The sequence below is a fragment of the Microbacterium sp. EB106-03-03-XG65 genome (assembly GCF_058791955.1).
In genome coordinates, this window is record NZ_JBYTEB010000001.1 from 2,328,311 (window position 1) to 2,350,992 (window position 22,682).

The 22,682-nt window shown below is 68.1% G+C and carries 20 protein-coding genes; 4 read left to right on the top strand and 16 right to left on the bottom strand.

Features of this window, described 5'->3' with window-relative positions; genetic code table 11:
• Positions 1 to 48 precede the first annotated feature (48 nt).
• The 3 genes from AC3WS6_RS10990 to AC3WS6_RS11000 all read right to left on the bottom strand — a co-directional run bounded on the left by AC3WS6_RS10990 (position 49) and on the right by AC3WS6_RS11000 (position 2,466).
• Entirely contained in the window at positions 49 to 237 is a 189-nt protein-coding gene (locus tag AC3WS6_RS10990) for a hypothetical protein (RefSeq protein ID WP_492501052.1), read from the bottom strand.
• 106 nt (positions 238 to 343) lie between these two features.
• Complete coding sequence (gene rpsD / locus AC3WS6_RS10995) at positions 344 to 973, bottom strand: 30S ribosomal protein S4 (protein WP_052677824.1); 630 nt, start codon at positions 971 to 973, stop codon at positions 344 to 346.
• 161 nt (positions 974 to 1,134) lie between these two features.
• Positions 1,135 to 2,466, bottom strand: a complete 1,332-nt coding sequence (locus tag AC3WS6_RS11000) for a replication-associated recombination protein A (RefSeq protein WP_492501053.1) — start codon at positions 2,464 to 2,466, stop codon at positions 1,135 to 1,137.
• Between the two features lie 108 nt (positions 2,467 to 2,574).
• Between AC3WS6_RS11000 and AC3WS6_RS11005 the strand changes: the two genes are divergently transcribed.
• Positions 2,575 to 2,871 (top strand): hypothetical protein, encoded by a 297-nt coding sequence (locus AC3WS6_RS11005; RefSeq protein ID WP_492501054.1) that lies wholly within the window; start codon positions 2,575 to 2,577, stop codon positions 2,869 to 2,871.
• Positions 2,872 to 2,932: 61 nt separating this feature from the next.
• On the opposite strand, the gene AC3WS6_RS11010 is transcribed toward AC3WS6_RS11005, so the two are convergent.
• Together AC3WS6_RS11010 and AC3WS6_RS11015 are read right to left on the bottom strand one after the other, a co-directional pair.
• Positions 2,933 to 3,685 (bottom strand): winged helix-turn-helix domain-containing protein, encoded by a 753-nt coding sequence (locus tag AC3WS6_RS11010; protein ID WP_492501055.1) that lies wholly within the window; start codon positions 3,683 to 3,685, stop codon positions 2,933 to 2,935.
• On the bottom strand, positions 3,685 to 4,833 hold the full coding sequence (locus AC3WS6_RS11015) for an NAD(P)/FAD-dependent oxidoreductase (RefSeq protein WP_492501056.1): 1,149 nt from the start codon (positions 4,831 to 4,833) through the stop codon (positions 3,685 to 3,687). The genes AC3WS6_RS11010 and AC3WS6_RS11015 overlap by 1 nt, the downstream gene beginning before the upstream one ends.
• 216 nt (positions 4,834 to 5,049) lie before the next feature.
• Between AC3WS6_RS11015 and AC3WS6_RS11020 the strand changes: the two genes are divergently transcribed.
• Together AC3WS6_RS11020 and AC3WS6_RS11025 are read left to right on the top strand one after the other, a co-directional pair.
• On the top strand, positions 5,050 to 6,414 hold the full coding sequence (locus AC3WS6_RS11020) for a DUF349 domain-containing protein (RefSeq protein WP_492501057.1): 1,365 nt from the start codon (positions 5,050 to 5,052) through the stop codon (positions 6,412 to 6,414).
• A gap of 59 nt (positions 6,415 to 6,473) precedes the next feature.
• Positions 6,474 to 7,031: a type IV toxin-antitoxin system AbiEi family antitoxin gene (locus AC3WS6_RS11025; protein ID WP_492501058.1), complete on the top strand. Its 558-nt coding sequence runs from the start codon at positions 6,474 to 6,476 to the stop codon at positions 7,029 to 7,031.
• Here AC3WS6_RS11025 and AC3WS6_RS11030 read toward each other — a convergent pair.
• From AC3WS6_RS11030 to AC3WS6_RS11065, 8 genes are all read right to left on the bottom strand, one after another.
• A complete protein-coding gene (locus AC3WS6_RS11030; RefSeq protein ID WP_492501059.1) occupies positions 7,018 to 9,267 on the bottom strand; it encodes a RelA/SpoT family protein in 2,250 nt (749 codons plus the stop codon). The genes AC3WS6_RS11025 and AC3WS6_RS11030 overlap by 14 nt on opposite strands.
• Before the next feature lie 68 nt (positions 9,268 to 9,335).
• Complete coding sequence (gene secF / locus AC3WS6_RS11035) at positions 9,336 to 10,325, bottom strand: protein translocase subunit SecF (protein WP_492501060.1); 990 nt, start codon at positions 10,323 to 10,325, stop codon at positions 9,336 to 9,338.
• A complete protein-coding gene (gene secD / locus AC3WS6_RS11040; protein WP_492501061.1) occupies positions 10,325 to 12,055 on the bottom strand; it encodes a protein translocase subunit SecD in 1,731 nt (576 codons plus the stop codon). The genes secF and secD overlap by 1 nt, the downstream gene beginning before the upstream one ends.
• A 61-nt stretch (positions 12,056 to 12,116) precedes the next feature.
• Complete coding sequence (locus tag AC3WS6_RS11045; RefSeq protein ID WP_492501062.1) at positions 12,117 to 12,524, bottom strand: preprotein translocase subunit YajC; 408 nt, start codon at positions 12,522 to 12,524, stop codon at positions 12,117 to 12,119.
• A gap of 75 nt (positions 12,525 to 12,599) precedes the next feature.
• Positions 12,600 to 13,625, bottom strand: coding sequence for a Holliday junction branch migration DNA helicase RuvB (gene ruvB, locus AC3WS6_RS11050; protein ID WP_492501063.1), 1,026 nt, complete (start codon positions 13,623 to 13,625; stop codon positions 12,600 to 12,602).
• Positions 13,618 to 14,223 (bottom strand): Holliday junction branch migration protein RuvA, encoded by a 606-nt coding sequence (gene ruvA / locus AC3WS6_RS11055; protein WP_492501064.1) that lies wholly within the window; start codon positions 14,221 to 14,223, stop codon positions 13,618 to 13,620. Before ruvA ends, ruvB begins: the two co-directional genes overlap by 8 nt.
• Before the next feature lie 9 nt (positions 14,224 to 14,232).
• Positions 14,233 to 14,814 carry a crossover junction endodeoxyribonuclease RuvC gene (gene ruvC, locus AC3WS6_RS11060; protein WP_492501065.1) on the bottom strand — a complete coding sequence of 194 codons (582 nt, stop codon included), beginning with the start codon at positions 14,812 to 14,814 and terminating at the stop codon, positions 14,233 to 14,235.
• Positions 14,815 to 14,859: 45 nt separating this feature from the next.
• The gene (locus AC3WS6_RS11065; protein WP_492501066.1) at positions 14,860 to 15,621 is read right to left on the bottom strand and encodes a YebC/PmpR family DNA-binding transcriptional regulator; all 762 of its coding nucleotides are present in this window, start codon (positions 15,619 to 15,621) and stop codon (positions 14,860 to 14,862) included.
• Between the two features lie 158 nt (positions 15,622 to 15,779).
• Between AC3WS6_RS11065 and AC3WS6_RS11070 the strand changes: the two genes are divergently transcribed.
• On the top strand, positions 15,780 to 17,159 hold the full coding sequence (locus AC3WS6_RS11070; RefSeq protein WP_492501067.1) for a pyridoxal phosphate-dependent decarboxylase family protein: 1,380 nt from the start codon (positions 15,780 to 15,782) through the stop codon (positions 17,157 to 17,159).
• A 16-nt stretch (positions 17,160 to 17,175) separates the two neighbouring features.
• Here the strand turns inward: AC3WS6_RS11070 and AC3WS6_RS11075 are convergent, their stop codons facing one another.
• Genes AC3WS6_RS11075 through AC3WS6_RS11085 form a run of 3 tightly spaced genes read right to left on the bottom strand, consistent with a single transcriptional unit; the run spans position 17,176 to position 22,650 of the window.
• Positions 17,176 to 20,535 (bottom strand): ATP-binding protein, encoded by a 3,360-nt coding sequence (locus AC3WS6_RS11075; RefSeq protein WP_492501486.1) that lies wholly within the window; start codon positions 20,533 to 20,535, stop codon positions 17,176 to 17,178.
• A complete protein-coding gene (locus tag AC3WS6_RS11080; RefSeq protein ID WP_492501068.1) occupies positions 20,532 to 21,194 on the bottom strand; it encodes a DUF4194 domain-containing protein in 663 nt (220 codons plus the stop codon). The genes AC3WS6_RS11075 and AC3WS6_RS11080 overlap by 4 nt, the downstream gene beginning before the upstream one ends.
• Complete coding sequence (locus AC3WS6_RS11085) at positions 21,187 to 22,650, bottom strand: DUF3375 domain-containing protein (protein ID WP_492501069.1); 1,464 nt, start codon at positions 22,648 to 22,650, stop codon at positions 21,187 to 21,189. Before AC3WS6_RS11085 ends, AC3WS6_RS11080 begins: the two co-directional genes overlap by 8 nt.
• Between the last annotated feature and the right edge of the window lie 32 nt (positions 22,651 to 22,682).

Consider the following 22,682-nt stretch of genomic DNA (forward strand, 5'->3'; position numbering starts at 1 on the left):
GGTGTCCTTGCGTACAGGGTGAATGGAGCTGCGCGGGGCGGCGCGGGATCAGTCGGCGGTCGGCTCGGTGAGTCGCGCCTGCTCCTCGCGGTAGGCGTCGCCGATGATGCCGGTGAACTCGTTGAAGCGCGCGTCGACCTCGGCGAGGATGTCGCGACCCCTCGGGTCCTTGTTCATGAAATGTGCCGCGACGAAGCCGCCGATCACACCGATCAGGAACCACAGCACGTTCTTCATGTCGCCATCCTTGCCTCTGACCCGCGAGGGCGCGGTTGTTCCATCGTATGCGGAAACGACAGAAGGCGTCGGGGTGAACCCGACGCCTTCTGCGGAAAAGCTGAACTCAGCGAGCTGCGTAGTACTCGACGACGAGCTGCACTTCACAGGTCACGGGGACCTCGGCGCGCTTCGGGCGACGAACCAGGCGAGCCTGGAGCTTGTCGAGCTCGACCTCGAGGTAGCCGGGAACGGGAGGCAGGACCTCGGCGTGACCGCCGGCGGCTGCGACCTGGAAGGGCTCGGTGCCCTCGCTCTTGGCCTTGACGTGGATGAGCTGACCCGGCTTCACGCGGAAGGACGGGCGGTCGACGAGCTGACCGTCGACGAGGATGTGACGGTGCACGACGAGCTGACGAGCCTGCGCGGTGGTGCGGGCGAAGCCCGAACGCACGACGAGAGCGTCGAGACGCATCTCGAGCAGCTCGACCAGGTTCTCACCGGTCAGGCCGTCCTGACGACGAGCCTCGTTGAACGTGTTGCGCATCTGCTTCTCGCGGATGCCGTACTGCTCGCGGAGACGCTGCTTCTCACGCAGACGGACGGCGTAGTCGCTGTCTGCCTTGCGCTTGGTGCGGCCGTGCTCGCCCGGAGCGTAGGGACGCTTCTCGAGGTAGCGGGCGGCCTTCGGGGTGAGCGGGATGCCGAGGGCACGGCTCAGACGGACCTTGCGGCGGTCCTGGGACTTCGTGGTCACGAAGTTTTCCTTCCGATGACGTGGTCGCGTCTTTCACGACTCACGGACGTATCGTCCGCGTTCTGCCTTGGAGCGCACGCCGGGGCGCCAGCAAGGTGGGGTGTGAACGAGGAGATGCCCGAAAACACGGTTTCGAGCCGATCAAGTCTAACAGATTCGGGTCAGCGCCCGTCGAGGATCCGGCGGATGCGCTCGAGGCGAGCCGAGATGTCGCGTTCGGCGCCCAGGTTCTTGGGCTCGTAGTATCTCTTGCCGCGCAGCTCGTCGGGCAGATATTGCTGCGGGAGGATGCCGAACTCGCTGTCGTGCGGGTAGACGTATCCACGGCCGTGGCCGAGTCGTTTGGCGCCGGGATAGTGCGCATCGCGCAGATGCAGCGGCACCCTGCCGAACCCTCCGGAGCGGATGTCGGCGATGGCCTGGTCGATTCCGACGTATGCCGCGTTCGACTTCGCGGTCGTGGCGAGGTACACGGTCGCCTCGGCGAGCGGGATTCGTCCCTCCGGCATCCCGATGAAGGCGACGGCGTCTGCGGCGGCGACCGCGATCGACAGCGCCTGCGGGTCGGCCAGACCGACGTCTTCTGACGCCGAGATGACCAGCCGCCGGGCGATGAAGCGCGGGTCCTCCCCCGCTTCGATCATCCGGGCGAGGTAGTGCAGCGCCGCATCGGGATCGGATCCGCGGATGGACTTGATGAACGCACTGATGACGTCGTAGTGCTCGTCGCCCTGCCGGTCGTAGCGGAGCAGAGCCTTGTCGACGGCCTGAGCCACGTCATCGGCGGTCGCGGCGGGCACCGCGCCCTCCTCGCCCTTCGACAGGGCCACGGCCGCTGCGGCCTCGAGGCCGGTGAGTGCGCGGCGGGCATCGCCGGAGGCGAGCCTGATGAGTGCGGCCCGTGCGTCGTCCGCCAGGGTCACCGCACCGTTGAGACCGCGAGCATCGGTCACCGCCCGGTCGATCAGAAGGCCGATGTCGTCATCGGTGAGGGGCTGCAGTGTCAGTAGCAGCGACCGCGACATGAGCGGCGAGATCACCGAGAACGACGGATTCTCGGTCGTCGCGGCGATCAAGAGCACCCAGCCGTTCTCGACGCCGGGGAGCAGGGCGTCTTGCTGCGCCTTGGTGAAGCGGTGGATCTCGTCGAGGAAGAGGATCGTCGTCTGACCGTAGAGGTCGCGTTGCGTGATCGCCTCCTGCATCACCTCGCGCACGTCTTTGACACCCGCCGTGATCGCGGACAGCTCGACGAACCGACGACCCGACGACCGCGCGATCGCTTGGGCGAGCGTGGTCTTGCCCGTTCCCGGTGGGCCCCACAGGATGATCGACACCGCACCGGGTGACGACGCCGCGGGATCGGCCAGTGCCACGATCGGCGACCCCGCGCGCAGGAGATGCTTCTGACCTGCCACCTCGTCGAGGGACACAGGGCGCATGCGCACGGCGAGGGGCGTCTGCCCGGAGAGCAGTGCAGCGGCGGCGGTCATCCGTCAAGGCTAACGCGACGCACCGACACTGCGGGCAGGATCCGCCTGGCCCCACGACGGTAGGCTCTCAGGCGACGGTGCACATCACGTCCATCAAGGGAGCAGACAATGGCCGGACGCGGTTCGAAGAGTGCGCAGTCGCGCGCCGAAGCGGAGCGCGCGCGTCTCCACACCGCGCGCAGGGCCTGGCATGACGGGCAGATTCGCCGCCGCGCGCGAGACAACACGATCGCGAGCATCGTCGGGGCCCTGATCGTCGTCGCTGCGATCGGCAGCCAGGTCGCGTACGCACAGGCGAATCCGTCGGCGCCCGAGCCCACTCCCAGCGTCGAGCCGACCGAGGCTCCCCTGCCGACCGACACCGGCATCCCCGAGCCCGTTCCCACAGAAGAGCCCGCCGAGTAGCAGCCGCAGGCCCGTTCCGCATCCGTGCGGATGTCCCGTCTCGGCGTCGTTCACCGAACGCTCAACCGTCGATGACGGCGAGGCGATACCCGCGCTTCACGACCGTGTGCACGAGTGCCCTCTCGCCCAGGGCCTCACGCAGGCGCGCGACCGCGACCTCCACCGCGTGAGCGGTGCGCTCCGCCCCGGGGAGCACGTCGCCGAGTTCCGAACGCGAGAGAACACTGCCGCCCGCCGCCGCCAGCGCGTCGATCAGGGCGGTGGCCGATCGTGTGAGCGGGATGAACTCGTCATCGACCACGACGCCCCTGCTTCTGACCTGAATCCACCCCGAGTCGGTCGGAAGAAATGGTGCTCCCCCACCATCGAAGTGATCGATGACGGGGCGTGCGAAGGCTTCGGCGTGATCGGCGTGCGCGATCGTGGTCCGGATCTGCGCCCGGTCCATCGCCGCCGCGGCGCTCGAATCGCCGACCACCACGAGCATTCGGCCTGTCTCCGCACGGCGACGGATCCGGTCGAGTGAGCCCGTCTGATCGGCGGCCTCTGCCCACGATGCGGCTGCCGCGTCCGATGCGAACAGCACCGCGTCGGCGTCCCCGTGCGCAGCCCCTGTGACGGTGTCACTGAGCCGCTCCGTCCCCGCGCCTCCTGCGACCCGGACATCGCGCACGACAGCGCCGCCGCCTGCGAGGATCGCAGTGACATCCGCACGATCCCCGTCGCCCACCACGATCACGGTGCAGCCGGCCAGGGGCGGGTCCGGCGCTCTCACCGGAGCGGTCCGCGCGGCACGCACGATGGCCCTCGCCATCAGATCGCCTGGAGCGCGCGCCCTCGCCGCGTCCGTCGTGCCGAGATGCCGCTGCCGCCGGCGCGGGACGACCCGTTCCATCTGCGAGCCTCACGATCGGCTCTCCCCGACTCACGGACCTCCGCGAGGCGAACGCTGTGAAGATCGAGCGCCCGCGGGTCCTCGTGGCGGCGGAGCATGGCGTCCCCTCCGAGAATCCTCGTCGTCGCCACCTCGGCCATCACGAGGCCCGGAGCGAGGAGACCGATGCAGCGCCCCTCGAACCACGAGACCTCCCCGATCGCCAGGATGTGCGGGTCCGACGTCCGGCAGCGCTCGTCGATCACGATGCCGCCTTCCGGAGCGACCTCGATCGATGAGTTGCGCGCGAGCTCGTCCCGCGGTCGCACTCCCACCGCGAACACGACGACGTCAGCCGGTTCGACCGACCCGTCATCGAGTTCGAGCGCACTGACGCCGTCGGACGATTGCGCGGCGATACGGGTGGGGCGTGCATCGGAACGCACCTCGATGCCCCTCGCCTCCAGCAGCGCGGCGACCTCGGTCGCGTCGGACGGCCCGAGCTGCCGCGACGTGAGGTGCTCGGAGTACGGGAACACCGTCGGTTCGATCCCCATCGCGACCAGCGCATCGGCAGTGGTGAGCCCGAGCGGGCCGCCTCCGATGATCGCGCCGCGGAGTGGCCGGCCGAGAGCGCGCCCGCGCGCCGCGGTGTAGCTCTCGAGTCGCGCCAGGTCGTCCAGGGTGCGATACACGAAGCAACCGACCAGATCCGTGCCCTCGACCTCATCGGGAGTGACCGGGTGGGAACCCGTCGCGAGCACCAGCGTGTCATAGGGAACGACCTGACGGGATCGGGTCATCACCGCGCGCCGCGCCCTGTCGATGCGGAGCACACGGTCATCGGCCATGAAGCGCACGCGGAAGTCGTCGAACACGGACCGGTCGAGCTCCAGCCCCTCGGGGGCCACTCCTGTGAGGGAGGCGGTCAACCCCACTCGGTCATACGGATGCCGCCCCTCGTCACCGATCACGGTGACGTGCATCGGCCTCTCGGTCCTGCTGAGGAGATTCTCGACGAATCGGTGCGCCACCATGCCCGCTCCGACGACCACGATCTCCTCCGTGGTGAGGGTGGCCTCGTTCATGCTGCTCCATTCGCCGGGGGGACGTCGTGAAGGCGACGCTAGGCGGACGGTGTTTCCCGCATGTGACGCGCAGTGTTTCCTGCGTCGAACGTTCTGCTCACAGAACGGTAACGGCCATTGTGAGAAGCGGTCACCACTACGGATGCTCCTTGGCGTACTAGGCTGAAGCTCGTCCTTTCCGCCTCCCGCGGGCCCTACCGCGCAAGGAGAATCACCGTGTCTGCCACAGAGCCGTCGAAGCCGACTCCCCCCGTCCCCACCCGCCCGGCCGCTCCGCTTCCGCGGAAGCTGCCCAAGCCCGCGGCGTCGACTCCGGCCGCCCCGGCGGCACCCGTGAGTGCGGCGTCGGCCGCAGAGGCCGCCAAGTGGGGCCGAGTGTCCGAAGACGGCACGGTCGAGGTGCGCGAAGGCGAAGAGTGGCGCGTCGTCGGTCAGTACCCCGACGGCACCCCCGACGAGGCCCTGTCCTACTTCGTCCGCAAGTACGAGGACATCGCGTTCAAGGTCAACACCCTCGAGCAGCGCCATCAGGCCGGCGGAGCATCGGCCAGCGACCTCGTGAAGCAGGCCGGTCACCTGCGCGAGGAAGCGACGGATGCTGCGGCAGTCGGCGACCTCGCCGGGCTGCGGGAGCGGCTCGACGCACTCACCTCCTCACTGTCGGAGGCGACCGCGCAGGAGGCCCAGCAGGCGAAGGAGCTCGTCGACAAGGCGGTCGCGGAGCGCACCGAGCTGGTCGAGCGTGCCGAGGCGATCGCCGCCCGAGACCTGTCGAAGGTGCAGTGGAAGCAGGTCACTGCCGAGCTCGGCGAGCTGTTCGACGCCTGGCAGGCGCATCAGCAGAGCGGTCCCCGCCTCTCCAAGGGAGTGTCGCAGCAGCTCTGGAAGCGATTCCGCGACGCCCGGAGCGCGGTCGACAAGGCCCGCCGCTCCTTCTACTCGGAACTCGACGATTCGCACAAGGTCGCTCGCGACGCGAAGACGCGGCTCGTCGAGCGTGCCGAGGCACTCGCTCCGCGCGGTGTCGACGGCATCCCCGCGTATCGTTCGCTGCTCGACGAGTGGAAGGCTGCCGGCCGCGCGGGTCGCAAGGTCGATGACGCGCTGTGGGCGCGATTCAAGGCTGCCGGCGACGCTCTGTACTCGGCCCGTGCCGAGCAGGCCGCCGCCGAGGAGGCCGAGTCCGGCCCCAAGATCGAGGCCCGTCAGGCTCTGCTCGAAGAGGCGAAGGCGGTCGCTGACGAGCCCAACATCAAGCGTGCGCGTGCGGTGCTGACGGCCATCCAGCGGCAGTGGGACGAGATCGGTCGGATCTTCCCGCGCGACAAGGAGCGGGCCCTCGACGACCGTCTGCGCGTGATCGAGCAGGCGCTGAAGGCGCGCGAAGACGTGGACTGGAAGAAGAACAACCCCGAGACGAAGGCGCGCGCGAACGACATGAGCTCGCAGCTGCTCGAGGCGATCGAGAAGCTCGAGTCCGAGCTCGCCGCGGCAGAGAAGTCGGGCGACAAGAAGGCGGCCAAGGAGGCCGCGGACGCTCTCGAGGCGCGCCGCACCTGGCTGAGCGCACTCGGCGGCTGATCTCTCCACAGTCAGACGACTCGACAGAGAACGCGGGATCATTGCGCCACACTGGCGTGATGCATCCCGCGTTCCTGTATCTGGCCGGCTCGGCGCTCACTGTCGCGGAGTTGACCGCCGCGCGCATCGACGGCGACCTGTTCGACATCGGCGAGGGCTACATCCCCGCCGACCTGGTCGAGGCCCGCGGCACGCGCGCCTCATCGATCGCCGGCCTCATCCCGGTCGACACTGCGGCATCGGGCCCCACCGCCGCCTGGATCCACGGAGCCGGCGACTCGCCTCCCGCGATCCATCATGTGCGCCGCGCGGTCGAACGCCGCATCCGATCCAATCGGCCAGCACGAATCGTCCTGCACGACACCAGCGTGCCGTCGCGCGATCTCGAGTCGCTGGGCGGGGTGCTCGTGATGACGCCGTCCCGAACCATGGTCGATCTGGCACTCGGGCTGCATCGCGATGAGTCGCTCCTGCGCTGGCTCGTGCTGCTCGCCGAAGTGGACGAGACTCTGATCGACGCGGCGATCCGTCACATCGAGGGTCTCGAGCGAGTCCCCGGCACGAGAGCGGCACATGCCGCCCTCGTGCGGACACGAAGCAGGATCAGGATGTCGTGACGCGATAGACGTCGTAGACCGCGTCGATCCGACGCACCGCGTTCAGCACGCGATCGAGGTGCACGGCATCGCCCATCTCGAAGACGAAACGGCTGATGGCCAGTCGCTCATCCGTGGTGCTGACCGACGCGGACAGGATGTTCACATGGTGCTCGCTCAACACGCGAGTCACGTCGGACAGCAATCCCGAGCGATCGAGCGCCTCGACCTGGATGTGCACCCGGAAGACGCTCTTGGTCGTGGGGGCCCACGACACGTCGACGAAACGGTCTTCCTCGCTCGCCAGAGCCTTCACGTTGACGCAGTCGGCCCGATGCACCGAGACGCCGCTCCCGCGCGTCACGAATCCCACGATGTCATCGCCGGGCACCGGGGTGCAGCACTTGGCGAGCTTCACCAGGATGTCTGCGGCTCCCCGCACGAGGATGCCGGAGTCGCCCGCTCGCGGCTCGCGGGTCGCGACGGTGCCCGGTAGATCGATGGGGCCGGTCGCCGGGTCGGTCGAGGCCACGAGGGCCGTGACCTTCTCGAGCACGGACTGCGTCGACACATGGCCCTCGCCCACCGCGGCGTACAGCGCGGAGACGTCTTCATAGCGCAGCTGGTGAGCGACCTCGGTGAACGAGTCCTGGCTCATCAGTCGCTGCAGCGGCAGGTTCTGGCGCCGCATGGCACGCGCGATCGCCTCTTTGCCCTGCTCGATGGCCTCTTCACGACGTTCCTTCGTGAACCATCCGCGGATCTTGTTGCGGGCACGAGTGCTCTTGACGAAACTGAGCCAGTCCTGGCTCGGACCGGCATCCGGGTTCTTCGAGGTGAAGACCTCGACGACGTCGCCGCTCTTCAGCTCGGACTCGAGCGGGACGAGGCGTCCGTTCACCTTCGACCCCATCGTGCGATGACCGATCTCGGTGTGCACGGCATAGGCGAAGTCGACCGGCGTCGCGCCGGCGGGCAGCCCGATCACCCGTCCCTTCGGCGTGAAGACATAGACCTCCTTCGCACCGATCTCGAAACGCAGCGAGTCGAGGAACTCCCCCGGGTCGGCCGTCTCGGCCTGCCAGTCGGAGATGTGCGCGAGCCACGCCATGTCGTTGTCGGCGGCGCGGACCTCGGCCTTGCCGCCGTTCATCCGCTCCTTGTACATCCAGTGCGCCGCGACGCCGTACTCGGCCTGCTGGTGCATCTCGTGCGTGCGGATCTGGATCTCGACGGTGCGACCCGATGGCCCGATCACCGTGGTGTGCAGCGACTGGTACAGGTTGAACTTGGGCGTGGCGATGTAGTCCTTGAACCGGCCGGGAAGAGGCGTCCACCGAGCATGGATCGCTCCCAGCACGGCGTAGCAGTCACGGACCGATGCGACCAGCACGCGGATGCCGATCAGATCGTAGATGTCGTCGAACTCGCGACCGCGCACGACCATCTTCTGGTACACCGAGTACAGCTGCTTCGGCCGACCGACGACCTTGCCGCGGATTCGCAGATCGCGCAGATCCTCATCGATCTCACCGACGACCTGGGTGAGGTACTTCTCGCGCTGCGGCGTGCGCTGCGCGATGAGATTGTGGATCTCGTTGTAGATCTTCGGGTGGAGCACGGCGAACGAGAGATCCTCGAGTTCCGACTTGATCGCCTGGATGCCGAGTCGGTTCGCCAGCGGCGCGTAGATCTCGAGCGTCTCCTTGGCCTTCTTCGCCGCCTTCTCGGGCGGGACGAAGCCCCACGTCCGGGCGTTGTGGAGTCGATCGGCCAACTTGATCAGCAGCACTCGGATGTCTTTCGACATCGCCACGATCATCTTGCGTACGGTCTCGGCTTGCGCGCTCTCGCCGTACTTGACCTTGTCGAGCTTCGTCACGCCGTCGACGAGCATCGCGACCTCGTCGCCGAACTCGGCTGTCAGATCGGAGAGTGCATACCCGGTGTCCTCGACCGTGTCGTGGAGCAGCGCGGCGGCGACGGCTCTCGGGCCGAGACCCATCTCGCCCAGGATCTGCGCCACGGCCAGGGGGTGCGTGATGTAGGGCTCGCCGCTCTGACGCTTCTGGCCCTCGTGCTTGACCTTCGCGACCGCGTAGGCACGCTCGATCACGGCGAGATCGCCGCGCGGGTGGTTCGCCCGCACGGTACGGATCAGGTTGTCGAGGTCGTTGATCCTGGGCGCGCGGGAGAAGATGCGAGGAACCAGTCGTCTCAGGCTGGAGCCCTGCGACGCCGTCTGCGGTTCCGCCATCCGCTCACCTCCGAATCACAACAGCTTACGCGTGCTCAGCGGGGTGCGGACCCGCCGAGCGGGGACTATCAGACCTCTGCGGTGGCGAGGCTTCGCGCCTCGCGGATCCGCGCGTCGCGAGCGGCGAGCTGCGGCTCGTTCTCGCGGAAGAGCGAGTAGAGCGGCGCGGCGACGAACAGCGTCGAGTACGTGGCCACGAGGATGCCGACGAAGATCGACAGCGAGATGTCGGTGAGCGATTCGGCGCCGAGCCAGAAGGCGCCGATGAAGAGCACGGCACCGACCGGCAGCGCGGCGACCACCGAGGTGTTGATCGATCGGATCAGCGTCTGGTTGACGGCGAGGTTCACCGACTCTCCGAACAATCGCGAAGACTGCTCGCCGTCCTCCGTCGTGTTCTCGCGGATCTTGTCGAACACCACCGTCGTGTCATAGAGCGAGTACGCCAGGATCGTCAGGAATCCGATCACCGCCGCGGGCGAGATCTCGAATCCGGCGAGGGCGTACACGCCCACGGTGATCACGAGCACGTCGAGCAGACCGATGATCGCCGCCGCCGACATCTTCCAGGTGCGGAAGTAGATCGCGAGGATCAGGAAGGTGAGTGCGAGGAAGATCGCCAGACCCCACAGGGACTGCTTGGTCACGTTCTCGCCCCACGCGGGACCGATGAACGACGAGGTGACGCTGTCGGGCTCGACGCCGTAGGCGTCGGCCAGCGCTGCGGAGACCTGCTGAGTCTCGTCTGCACTCATCTGGTCGGTCTGCACGCGGATGTCCGCGTCGCCCACGACCACGACCTTCGTCGCGGCATCGGGAACGACGGACTGCACGGCCGTCGTCGCAGTGTCCTGATCGAGCGAGTCGGGCGCTTGCACCGTGAACTGCGAACCACCGGTGAACTCGATCGAGAACTGGACCGGACGGAAGAGCGGGACGAGCGCGGAGCCGACCACGAGGACGATCGCGATGATGAACCACAGCCGGCGCCTGCCGACGAACGGGAAGGATGTCTTTCCCGAGTAGAGATTGTTGCCGAACTCGTTCATGGAAGCCATCACGCGTCCCCCTCACTTCCGGAGCTGGTGGGTCTCTCACCGGCGAGTGCCTCGGCGCGCTTGCGCTCTGCGATGGTCTGACGCCGCTCGGCTTCGCCGCGGGCGCGGGTGTTCTTCGCTCCACGACCGGCAGTGGCCGTCGCGACCTCCCGGAACTGCGCGCGGCTGCGGTAGACGGCGCCCAGCGACTCGGGGTCGAGCCCCGAGAGCTTGTGCCCGCCGCCGAAGAACTTGGTGCGAGCGAGGAGCTGCATCACGGGGTGGGTGAAGATCACGAAGATGAAGACGTCGATCAGGGTCGTGAGACCCAGCGTGAACGCGAAGCCCTTCACGGTCGCATCCGCGAGGATGTACAGCACGACGGCCGCGAGGATGTTGATCGACTTCGAGATGTAGATCGTGCGCTTGGCACGGCCCCAGCCGTCTTCGACCGCCGAGGTGATCGACTTGCCGTCGCGCAGCTCATCACGTATTCGTTCGAAGTACACGATGAACGAGTCGGCCGTGAACCCGATCGAGACGATGAGACCGGCGACTCCCGCGAGCGACAGACGGAATCCGAGGCGCCACGCGAGGATGCAGATGATGATGTAGGTCAGCACGGCCATCACCGCGATCGACGCGATGATCACCGTGCCGAGCGCTCGATAGACGATCAGCGAATAGATCGCGACGAGTGCGAGACCGATGAGGCCCGCGATCAGTCCGATCTGCAGCTGCTGCGTTCCGAGCGTCGCAGAGACGGTGTCACTGCTCTGCACGACGAAGCTCAGCGGCAGCGCGCCGAACTTGAGCTGATCGGCGAGCGTCGTGGCCGTCTCCTGAGTGAAGCTCCCCGAGATGCTCGGACGTCCGTCGAGGATCTGGCCGTTCATCTGCGGGGCGCTGATCACCGAGCCGTCGAGGACGAACGCGAACTGGTCACGGGGCGTCGCACCGTCGATGCGGTTCTGATTGAGGCGCGTGCTCACCTGGCCGAACTTGTCGGTGCCCTCGCCGTTCATCTCGAGCTGCACGAGCCATGCCCCCGAGCGAGGATCGCGCCCCGCCGTCGCGTCGGTGATCACGTCACCCGTGAGCTCGGTCGGGCCGAGGAGGTACTTGGCCTGGTTCGTGGGATCGCACGCGATGAGCGGCTCGTCCTTGGGGGCGTTCGACGGATCCGTCGACGGATTGGCGCAGTCGTACGCGAGGAACTCTGCGCTCAGCTTGTCGGTCACCCACGCGAGGTCGCTGGCGTCGGTGGGTTCTGCGGTGGGCGTCGCATTGAGGGAGTCGTCAGGCGTCGGGTACGGCGTCTCGTTCCCGTCTTCGCCCACGAACGACGTGGCCGCCGCCGTGGTGGCCAGCACGGGCCGGAACTCGAGCTGTGCACTGGACTGGATGCGCTGGCGCGTCTCCTCGTCGGCGTTGCCCGGGATCTGGACGACGATGTTCTGTCCGCCCTCGGTGGTGATGTCGGCCTCGGCCACGCCCGAGGCGTCGACACGCTGGCGGATGATCGCCGCGGCCTGGTCGAGCTGCTCCTGCGAGGGAGCGGCGCCGCTCTCGGTCTCGGCGCTGAGGACGATCTGCGTGCCGCCCTGCAGGTCGAGGGCGAGCTCAGGCGTCCAGGAGCTCTTCTGGAACACGTACACGCCCAGCGCATTGACGCCGAACAGGACCCCCGTCACCAGGAGCAGGCCGAGGAGGACCCGCCAGGCGTGACGGACCGGAGAGGATGAAGCCACGTGTGATCAGCTTTCTGAGATGCCCGAGCGCGGAACGCTGCGGCGCCGCGAAGAAGGGTGCTTACTTGTCGTCGGCGTCGCGCTCGAGGCGACGACGGGTCTCTTCGGGCGTCTCGAGCACGGCAGCGTCTGCGGCGAGCGGGTCGACGTCGCTCACGACCGGAGTCTCGTCGTCGAACTCGGCGACGGTGACGTCGTCCTTGGGCTCGACGATGCGCAGGATGGCCTGGCTGTGCACCTCGATGACCGTGCCGGGAGCGATCTCGATGAGAGCGGGCGAGTCGAGGTCTTCGTGGTCGTAGGCGACCACGGTGCCGTAGATGCCACCCTGCATGAGGACCTTCGCGCCGGGAACCGTCTTGGAGGCCTTCTCCTCCTGCTCCGCCTTCATCTGCTTCTGGCGCTTGCGTCCGTTGACGAACATGAACACGACGAGAACGGCAAGAAGACCGAAGAGAAGGATTTCCATGGGTGGCTAGCGCCTTTCGCAGGTGCACGCACCAACCAGCGGGCGCACAGATTTATCGGGGGAAGTCTTCAGTGATTATAGGTCATCGAAGCGAAGCGCCCCGTCAGGGTGGGCGACCCCGAGGTGGGCGTACGCCTCGGGCATGGCCACCCGGCCGCGCGGGGTACGCCCGAGGAAGCCGATCCGCACGAGATACGGTTCCACGACGCTCTCGACCGTCTCGGCCTCTTCACCGACGGCGACGGCCAGGGTGCTGAGGCCCACCGGACCCCCGCGGAATCGGCGCACGAGCGATTCCAGCACCGCTCGGTCGAGCCGGTCCAGCCCGATCGGGTCGACGTCATAGAGCTCCAACGCCGCCCGCACGCCGTCGAGCGTGGCTGCTCCCCCGCCGTGCACCAGGGCGTAGTCCCGCACCCGCCGCAGAAGCCGGTTGGCGATACGCGGCGTGCCGCGCGAGCGTCGTGCGATCTCCGAGAGCGAGTCGCGCGGCAGATCGACGCCGAGCACGAGCGCCGATCGCGCGATCACCTGTTCGAGCTCTGCCTCGTCGTAGAACTCGAGGTGGCCGGTGAAACCGAAACGATCACGCAGGGGGTTGGGCAGCAGTCCGGATCGGGTCGTGGCACCGACGAGCGTGAACGGAGCGAGCTCCAACGGGATGCTCGTGGCCCCGGCCCCCTTGCCGACCATGATGTCGATGCGGAAGTCCTCCATGGCGAGATACAGCATCTCTTCGGCGGACCGCGCCATGCGGTGGATCTCGTCGATGAAGAGGACCTCGCCCGGCACGAGGCTCGACAGCAGGGCGGCCAGGTCTCCCGCGTGCTGGATGGCCGGTCCGCTCGAGAGGCGCAGCGGACGCTGGCTCTCGTGCGCGACGATCATCGCCAGCGTCGTCTTGCCGAGACCTGGAGGGCCAGCCAGCAGAATGTGATCGGGCGGACGATTCTGGATCCGCGCGGCGTCGAGGAGCAGCTGCAGCTGGCCGCGCACCTTCTGCTGACCGACGAACTCGCCGAGGCTCGTCGGCCGCAACGCTCCTTCGATCGCGAGCTCGGTCTCGTCGACCGGCTCCTCGGCGTCTCGAGCGTCAGACACGTGCGGGTCCCAGCATCGCCAGTGTGCGGCGGAGGAGCGGTGCGACGGCGGAGCGCTCGGCATCCGTGGCCTCGGCCGCCGTCTGGCTCGCGGCCTCGGCTGCGACCCTCTCCGACCATCCCAGCCCGATGAGCGCGGCGGTCACCTGGTCGACGACGTCGGAACCGCCGCTCGTCGAGGCCTTCGACGTGGTCCCGGCGGGCTGCACCTTGCCCGCGAGCTGCACGACGATCAGCTTCGCCGTCTTGGGACCGATCCCCGACACTCTGCGGAAGGGCGCGTCGTCTTCGGCGTTCACCGCCTCGGCGATCTGATCGACCGTCAGATGCGACAGCACACCGAGCGCCGACTTCGGCCCGACACCCGTGACGCTGATGAGCAGACCGAAGATCTCCAGCTCGCTGCGATCCGCGAAGCCATAGAGCGACAGCGCGTCCTCCCGGACGATCAGGCTCGTGTGCAGCAGGAGCCGCTCACCCACGGTCGCCGTGTGCGCCACATCAGCGGGAACCGCCACCGAGAAGCCGACACCCCCGACGTCGATGACGACCTGGTCGGACGACGAGTGCAGGACCGAGCCGTGCAGCGAGGAGATCATCACTCCAGACTAGGCGGGCGATCGTAGGTATGTTCGAGCGACACGCTCGGCATCGGCCCATGCCCGCTGTGCAGGCGTCAGGGCCTGACCGCCGGGGGCACCGGCTCTCCCGCGCCGCCACGCATGACACAGCGCGATCGCCAGCGCATCGGCCGCGTCGGCCGGCTGCGGAGGAGCATCCAGTCGAAGGATGCGGGCGATCATCGCCTGCACCTGCTTCTTGTCTGCGGAGCCGTAGCCCGTGACCGCGGCTTTCACCTCGCTCGGCGTGTGGGTCGCGGCGGGAAGGCCCGCCTCGGCCGCCAGGAGCAGCGCCACACCGCTCGCCTGGGCCGTGCCCATGACCGTATGCGTGTTCTGCTGCGCGAACACCCGCTCCACCGCGACGGCATCCGGTCGGTGTTCGCCGAGCACCTCACGGATGCCTGCTGCGACGAGCGCGAGCCGTTCGCCGATGGGCAGGTCCGGGTCGGAGCGGATGACTCCGACGTGCACGAGCGTCCCTCGTCGGGAGCGATCGACATCGACGACCCCCACGCCGCAGCGTGTGAGTCCGGGATCGATGCCGAGCACGCGCAGCGAGGAGGTCACTCCCTCAGGCTATGCGCCGTGCACGCGAGCACCGAGGCGGCGCGCCTACGCGTCGTCGTTCTCGAGCTCGGCCTGCACCTCGGCCGACAGATCGAAGTTCGTGAAGACGTTCTGCACGTCTTCGCTGTCTTCCAGGGCATCGATGAGACGGAACACCTTGCGCGCTGTGTCGGCGTCGATCTCGACCTTGAGGTTCGGAACGAACTCGACGTCGGCGGATTCGTAGTCGATGCCGGCATCCTGCAGGGCGCTGCGCACCGACACGAGGTCGGTCGCCTCGGTGATGATCTCGAAGCCCTCGGCGTGCGGCTCGATCTCTTCGGCGCCGGCTTCGAGGGCCGCCATCATCACGTCGTCCTCGGTGGTCCCCTCGGACCCGACGACGATCACGCCCTTACGACTGAAGTTGTAGGCGACGCTGCCGGGATCGGCGAGAGTGCCGCCGTTGCGGCTCAGCGCGGTGCGCACCTCGGCCGCCGCGCGGTTCTTGTTGTCGGTGAGACACTCGATCATCAGCGCGACGCCGTTGGGCCCGTAGCCTTCGTACATGATCGAGGTGTACTCGACGGCCTCTCCGCCGATTCCCGCCCCGCGCTTCACCGCGCGGTCGATGTTGTCCTTCGGCACCGAGGTCTTCTTGGCCTTCTGAACGGCGTCGAACAGGGTCGGGTTGCCGGCCAGGTCAGCTCCGCCGAGCTTCGCCGCGACCTCGATGTTCTTGATGAGCTTGGCCCAGGACTTGGCGCGCCTGGAGTCGATGATGGCCTTCTTGTGCTTCGTGGTGGCCCACTTGGAATGCCCGGACATAAGTCTCCGCTCGTCGTATCCGCCCCGGGGCTCGGCCCAGGGCATCGTCCATTCTATCGAACCATGCCGCCGTTCGTGGCTGGACACGTCCTCGTCCTCGGCCCGTCCGCACGCGTGATGCTCTGGTGCGAGGGCAGACGCGGGTGTAGTCCTGAGCCATGGATGACGACGTCGACGATGACAGGGTCCGCGGACTGGACGCGGCCCACCGCGCGGCACTGGATTTCCTGGGCACACTCGAGGACAGACCGGTATGGCCCCGAGCGACGCTCGCCGACATGCTCGACGCGTTCGGCGGGCCGCTGCCCGAGGAGGGCCTGACCGCGGCCGAGGTGATCGCCGAGATCGCCTCACGGGCGGATCCCGGGCTCGTCGCGATACCCGGCGGCCGGTTCTTCGGATTCGTGGTCGGCGGCACCCACCCTGCCGCCCTGGCCGCCGACTGGCTGGTCTCGGCGTGGGATCAGAACTCGGGCTCCGCCCTGCTCACTCCGACCACCGTGGCGTTGGAGCGCATCGCCGGTCGGTGGATGCTCGACGCCCTCGGCCTGCCCGATTCCGCCAGCGTCGGCTTCGTCACAGGTGGCCAGATGGCGAACTTCACCTGCCTCGCGACCGCGCGCAACGCCGTGCTGGCCCGCGTCGGGTGGAACCTCAGCGACCGGGGACTGCGGGAGTCGCCGCCGATCCGCTTCGTCGTGGGCGCTGATCGGCACGGCTCGATCGATCGCGCAGCGCGCTTTCTCGGTCTCGGCCGTGACGAGATCAGCATCGTCGAATCGGACGAGCAGGGGCGCATGCGACCGGATGATCTGACACGGGTGCTGGCCGAGGGCGCTGGCCCGCTGATCGTGTGCCTGCAGGCGGGTGAGGTGCACACCGGGGCCTTCGACGACTTCGCATCACTCGTGCCGATCGCGCACGCACAGGGGGCCTGGGTGCATGTGGACGGCGCCTTCGGCCTGTGGGCAGCGGCATCCGACTCGCTGCGACCTCTCACGACGGGCATGGCGGCCGCCGACTCCTGGGCGACCGATGCGCACAAGACGCTCAACGTGCCGTATGACTGCGGGATGGCGATCGTGCGCGACCCGGCGGACTCGATCGCCGCCTTCCGAACGGGCGGCGACTATCTGGTCTACACGAGCCTGGATCCCTGGGACGTGTCCCCCGAACTGTCGCGTCGCGCGCGCGGCGTGCCCGCATGGGCGGCGATGCGCGGTCTCGGCAGAATCGGGATCTCGCAGCTCATCGACCGGCTGCACGAGAACGCGGTGGCGATGGCCGAGGGACTCGCCGCGATCGACGGCATCCGCATCCTCAACCAGGTCGACTACACGCAGGTGATGTTCTGCCTCGACTCCGACGCGGCGACGCGCGCGCTGGGCGACGCCGTGCTGGCCGAGGGCACGGCGGCGCTGACCGGCGCCGAATGGCGACGTCGCGCCGCACTCCGCTGCTCGATGTCCTCATGGGCGACGACTCGAGACGACATCGACCGCACGGTCGCCGCGATCCGCGGGCTCGTCGTCGCCTGAGGGATTCCCGCGCCGATCACGGCGCCTCGGTCGGCAGCCCCACCTTCGGCCGTGCCCATGACCGCCCCCTGGTGTCCTTCAGGATGTCGTACTCGACGTCGACGTGCGGTTCGATCGCGCTGTACTTGTCGTTCGGTGCACCGATCACGAGCTGGAAGCCCAGACCGCGCCACGCGCCGATCGCCCTCTTCGTGAAGTGCGCGTCTGCTTTGATCAGCGCCTCGTCCATGAAGACCGGGGCATACCTCGGACGCTCAGCCCCCGCGTCACCGAGCTGGTAGCGCAACGCGGCTCCCACGATGAATGCGACGAGCTCCTGCGACTCCCCACCTGACTTCTCGCCGATGTGGTCGTAGAGCGCGACGTGCTCCCGCGTCACCGCGTGCACACGCTCCGCGCTCACGCGCACATGGTTGCGCACGTCGATGAGCTCGGCGAAGTCGGGTGCCGTGCGGCGCATCCTGGCGATCAGGCGGCTCATCCTGCGATAGACGTTCTCACGGTCGGCGTCACTCGTCGCCGCGTCGATCAGACCGCGCACCTCACGCAGCTCCCGGCGGAACCGTCTGCGCGCCTCTGACTGATTCTCTCGGGGCGAGATCTGCAGGCGGTGGTCGTCATCGTAGAAGGGAAGCTCTTCCATGATCCGGTTGATCGGCTCGATGCGATTCCTGATCTCGCGAAGCGACCGGCTGAGCGTCGAATCGAGACTCGTCAGATCGTTTCCGGAGAGCTTGAGGAGGCTGTCGCGCCATTCCGACTCGAGTTCATGGAGTCCGTTGGTCTCGAGAGCGTCGAGGATCGACTCGAACTCGGCGACGGATTCATCGGGGTCGGGCAGGATCGTCAGCGTGTCCCACCGCTCGAGGAAGCCCGTCATCAGGCGTCGCATCTGCTCGCGCTGCTCGGCGTGGGAGGCCGCGGCCGCCGTGCGGTCCTCGAGCAGGCGTGTCGCAGCGGTTCGCAGCGCGGAATCGAGCTGGGCCAGTCGTTCGGATGCCGTCACGCTCGCCGCCGTGTCGGCGCCCAGGAACCGCGCGTCGAGGAAGGTGCGATGCCTCTCCGCGACTGTCAGGCCGGACGCGTCGGCGGCATCCACGATCCGCTGGCAGGCGTCGACCTGATCGGTGACCTCGACCCAGCGATCCTGAGCGAGGGTGAGCTCGCCGCCGAGCCGTGCGCTCTCGTCGCGCAGGCGCGCCGCGCGGGTGCGCAGCCCGTCGGCCTGGGACTGCAGATCGGCGACCTGCGGATGCTCGGCGGAGACCTCGGACTGGACGCCGACCCACCGCTCTCGCTCGGCCGAAATCGCCTCCACATCGAGCTGCTCCCACGTGAGGTCCTCGATCTTCGCGCGAGCTTTGGCGGTGACGTCGAGCTGGTCGAGGCGACGTTCCGCATCGGCTGCCGCGGCAGTCGCTAGGACATGGCGCTGCTCGAGCTCTGCGATCTGCTCGTCGAGGTCGCGCAGACGACGCCCGTTCGAGAACCCGAGCAGGTTCGCGCGCCCGTGCCCTCCATGCGAGCCGCGGTCGCCCTGAGACACCTGGCCCGTCAGCGTCAGCGCACGCGAGTGCTGGGCGAGTTCCGCCGAGGAGTCGACGCACACATATCCGAACCGCTCGTCGAGCCTGTGCTGAAGCCACCCCGTGAAAGGGGTGGACCTGTGGTCGAGACGACCGGGCAATGTGCGAGGGTCCGAAGGTCGCGACTCGGCAAGGCCCGTCTGCACGCCTTCGTAGGTGATCCGTTCAGGGGTGCGCACCGACTCGATCGCCGAGCGGAATCGCTCGAGGTCCGCGACATCGACCAGCAGCGTCCGAGCGAAGCCGCCGAGCGCCAGGTTGAAAGCCTCCCGCCAGGGTTCGAACGCGGTGCGCACCTCGATGAGCTCTCCCACGAAGGGCAGATCCTGAGGTGTCAGCCCTGCAGCGGCGGCGAGCAGCGCGCGCGACTCATGCAGCTGCGCAGGCATGCTGCCGCGCAGCTGCTCTGCGCGCTCTCGCTCCGCACGCGCCTCGGCGAGTTCGCGTCCCGCTGTCCTGCGGGCGGACTCCGCGTCCGCGAAGGCGGCGCGAGCGGCGCGGAGCACATCATCCGGGAGCTCGTCACGCAGTCGCGAGAGGAGGTCCTCGTGCTGCGCGGCCGTGCGCACCTCGACGCCCAGCTCTCGCACGACGGCATCGAACCGCGCGCGTTCGCGGTGCACGTCGTCGAGACGGCGTTCGACCGCGCGCAACTCGCGCTGTGCGGTGTCGAGACGATCGCCCCCCGACTGCCGCACGACGTCGAGCAGCCCCTCGCGCTCGATCTCGGCGGCGTCGATCAGGGCATTCTTCTCGCGGAGCGCGAGCTGGAGCGCCCGAGTCCGATCGCGCAGCTCCTCCTCGACCTGGCGCAGCAGCCCGAGGCGACGCTCCGCGCTCCACAGCGCCGCGACCGAAGACGCATCCGAGAACACGCCGACCTCGTCGACGACCCGCATCCGCTCCGCCGCAGTGGTGATCCTCTGTGAGATGCCGCGGATGGGCTCGAGGGCCGCGACCTGCTGCTTGGCGACCAGCATCCGCGTGCGTGTGCTCTCGAGCTCGTCGAAGTGGGAGACGACCGCGTCCGCGGTCGCCATCGTCTCGGGCTCGTCGAGCACGAGCTTCTTGTAGAGATCGTCGACTGTGGTGATCTGCTGGCCCGCCTGGATGCGTGCGAGAAGACTGATCGCCTTCGCGCCTGATCCGGCCGCCCCGATCCCGAGCACTGCGTGCAGTCGTGCGGAGAACTCGCGATCGGTCGGCAGCGGCTCCAGCCCGAGGGCGCGCGCGGATCCGTCACTCAACCGCATCGTCGCCGCCTGCTCGAGGCGCCCCAGGTCGAATGCGCCCTCGATCGTCGCCCGGAGCCGCGTCGTGTCCTCGAGCGTCCGGGCGTCGGCCGGGATGTACCAGCCGCGTACCGCGGTGAAGCGTGAGCCGTCGTGGTCGAGCCAGGTCATCGCGACGGCACTCCACGTGTCCTCGCCGTCGCCGCGCAGCACCCGGAGCTTCGTGCCTTCGTCGGTGCGGGACTCGTCGATCTTCCCGCGCCCGTACGACAGGATGTTCCGCTGCTCCTCACCGCGCGGGCGGCCCGTGACCCCGCCGTTGGATGCGCCGTTGAAGGGCGTCGTGTGAGGCATCATCAGGGCGATGTAGCCGTCCATCAGCGTCGACTTGCCCGAACCCGAGCCACCGCAGAGCAGGGTCGCGTCCGGCGAGAACCGCACCCGGTGCGGCCCGCCGTCGTAGCCGCCCCAGTTGACGAGCTGCAGCTCTTCGGCGATCCACTGCTGGCCTCGAGAACTCGACGGGATCATGCCGAAGAGGGTGTCGATCATGGTCATCGGGTCACCACCGCCTGTGCGCGCAGCCATTCGCGCAGCTCCTTCAGGGTCTGAGCGCTCAGCACCACCTCGACGAGCGCGGTGATGCGATAGCGGCCGCTGGTCTCCTCCTGCACGATGCCCTCTCGGTCGAGTCGGTCCAGAGCGCTGCGGATCGCGCGCTGCTGCTTCGCGGTGCCGCCGTCGGCTTCGGCGAAGTAGCTCAGAACGGTCTGCTCGATGTCTTCGATGTCGATGCGCACCGACGATTCGCCCGCTGCGGATTCCCGCTGATACACGGTGCGCAGGTGCACGAGCACCAGCGTCTCCGCGCGCGAGTACGGGGCGTCCTTCAGAAGCACCGGCATGTCGACCTCATCGGATCGCAGCTGCTGCTTGTAGGCGAACCCGCGTGCGTGGTCGATGACGAGCCTCAGATAGATGTCGTTCAGCCGGGACTCGATGACGTGCTGGTGATCGCGCAGCAGTGCCCACTCCCGCGGGTTCCGCTCCGCCGCGATGAACCGACGTTGCAGCAGGTGCACGAGCACACGCCTGATCTCGGGATCGAGCGTCCCTCGGTCGCCGGGGAAGTGCTCCTCGATGTCCTGCTCCATCGCCGTCGGCGCGATGAACACATCATCGTCGGCGTCGACCGTGGTGAGATTCCGGTCAGGCATCCTCATCCTCTCTCCTGCTGCGGGCCACCACAGTTCCGAAGGCGAATCGACGGGTGGTCCCGTCGGGACGCAGAGCGTCGACCGTCGATATCCCGTCGGCGTCGGTGAGACCGTTCCGGTGGGCGATCTCGAGAAGTCCGAGGAGGTCCACGGGCCGTCTCGTCGCATCCGGCACACGGCGGAAGGCCTCGGCGAGATCGAACTCGTCGCCGAGTCCCGCGACATATTCCTCGAGCTCGGCATAGCGCGGCCCACCCCATGCCCGCGTGTCTGCATCGACGAAATCGACGTCATCGGCGTCGGCGAGGGGCGCGGGCGCACGTGGCGGTCGGATGTCGCTCGTGGTCTGGCGCAGATGTCCGAGGTCGATCAGAGGCATGCTGCGCACCGGATCGACGAGCGTCGCCGACCCCGACCAGCCGTGAAGACCGGCGATGACATCGCGCAGGAGATCGTCGATCTGTCGGTCGCGCAGCGGGTCATGTGTCTTGACCTGTCCGGTGATGACATGTGAGGCCCGGCGCTGCGCGGCGAGCACCTCTTCGACACCCAGCTCGACACGGCGTCCGACAGCATCGAGCTCGGCGCGCTGCGACGCGTCGAGCATGCGGGCGAAGGGCTGATCCAGAAGGCCGCTGAGCTGCTCGGTCAGCGCGTCGATCCGATCCGGGTCCCCGATCAGCCGGAGCGCGCCTGCGAATGCCCGCCCCTCCGGCGTCGACTGCATGACATCCTGCGCGCGCTGCAGGTACTCGCGGAGCACCTCGCCGGTGGGCCGTTCATCTCGGCGCAGGTGCGCGACGACGTCACGCTGCATCGCCTTGAGGGACTCCGCGACCCGCGTGAAGTCCGCGGGCAGCTCGCGGGCCAGATGCAGAACGTTCTCGGCCTCTTCGAGAAGCTCGTCGTCGTCGAGCGGGTCGACCCGACCGGATTCCTCGATACGGGAGATCTCGGTGTCGAGCAGATCGCGCTCGGCACGGAGACGAGCGAGACGGCGCACCGGGTCGGCCTCGGCACTGTCGGAGAGGTGCTCGACGGCATCGAGCAGGGTTCGCACTCGCGAGTTGGAGACACGGGTGCGCCCGGCACCCGTGCGACCGGAGATCTCGAGGGCCTCGACCGCGTGAGCCGAGAGTCGATACACCTCGACGTCATCGTCGATCTGCTGCACGAGCCACCCGAGCCTGACCCAGTTCCGGCAGACGTCTCTGCCGCTGCCCGACGGCACGCGTCTGCCCTCGTCGTCGCCGTCTGCATCACGCAGCTCGTCGAGCACTTCGGCGAGTTCTGCGTGGGCGTCGGCGACCGGGACCGACGCGCGATCCGCGGTGAACAGGATGGTGAGCGACGCCACGACGAACGGGGCGAACCTGCCGTGCAGCAGGTCGAGCGTAGGGGTGCTGAACGCGGCCACCGCGCGCGAATACGCGGCCTCTGCTCGGGATCCAGTCACCCGATCGAGAGTAGTCGCGACGCCACGCACCC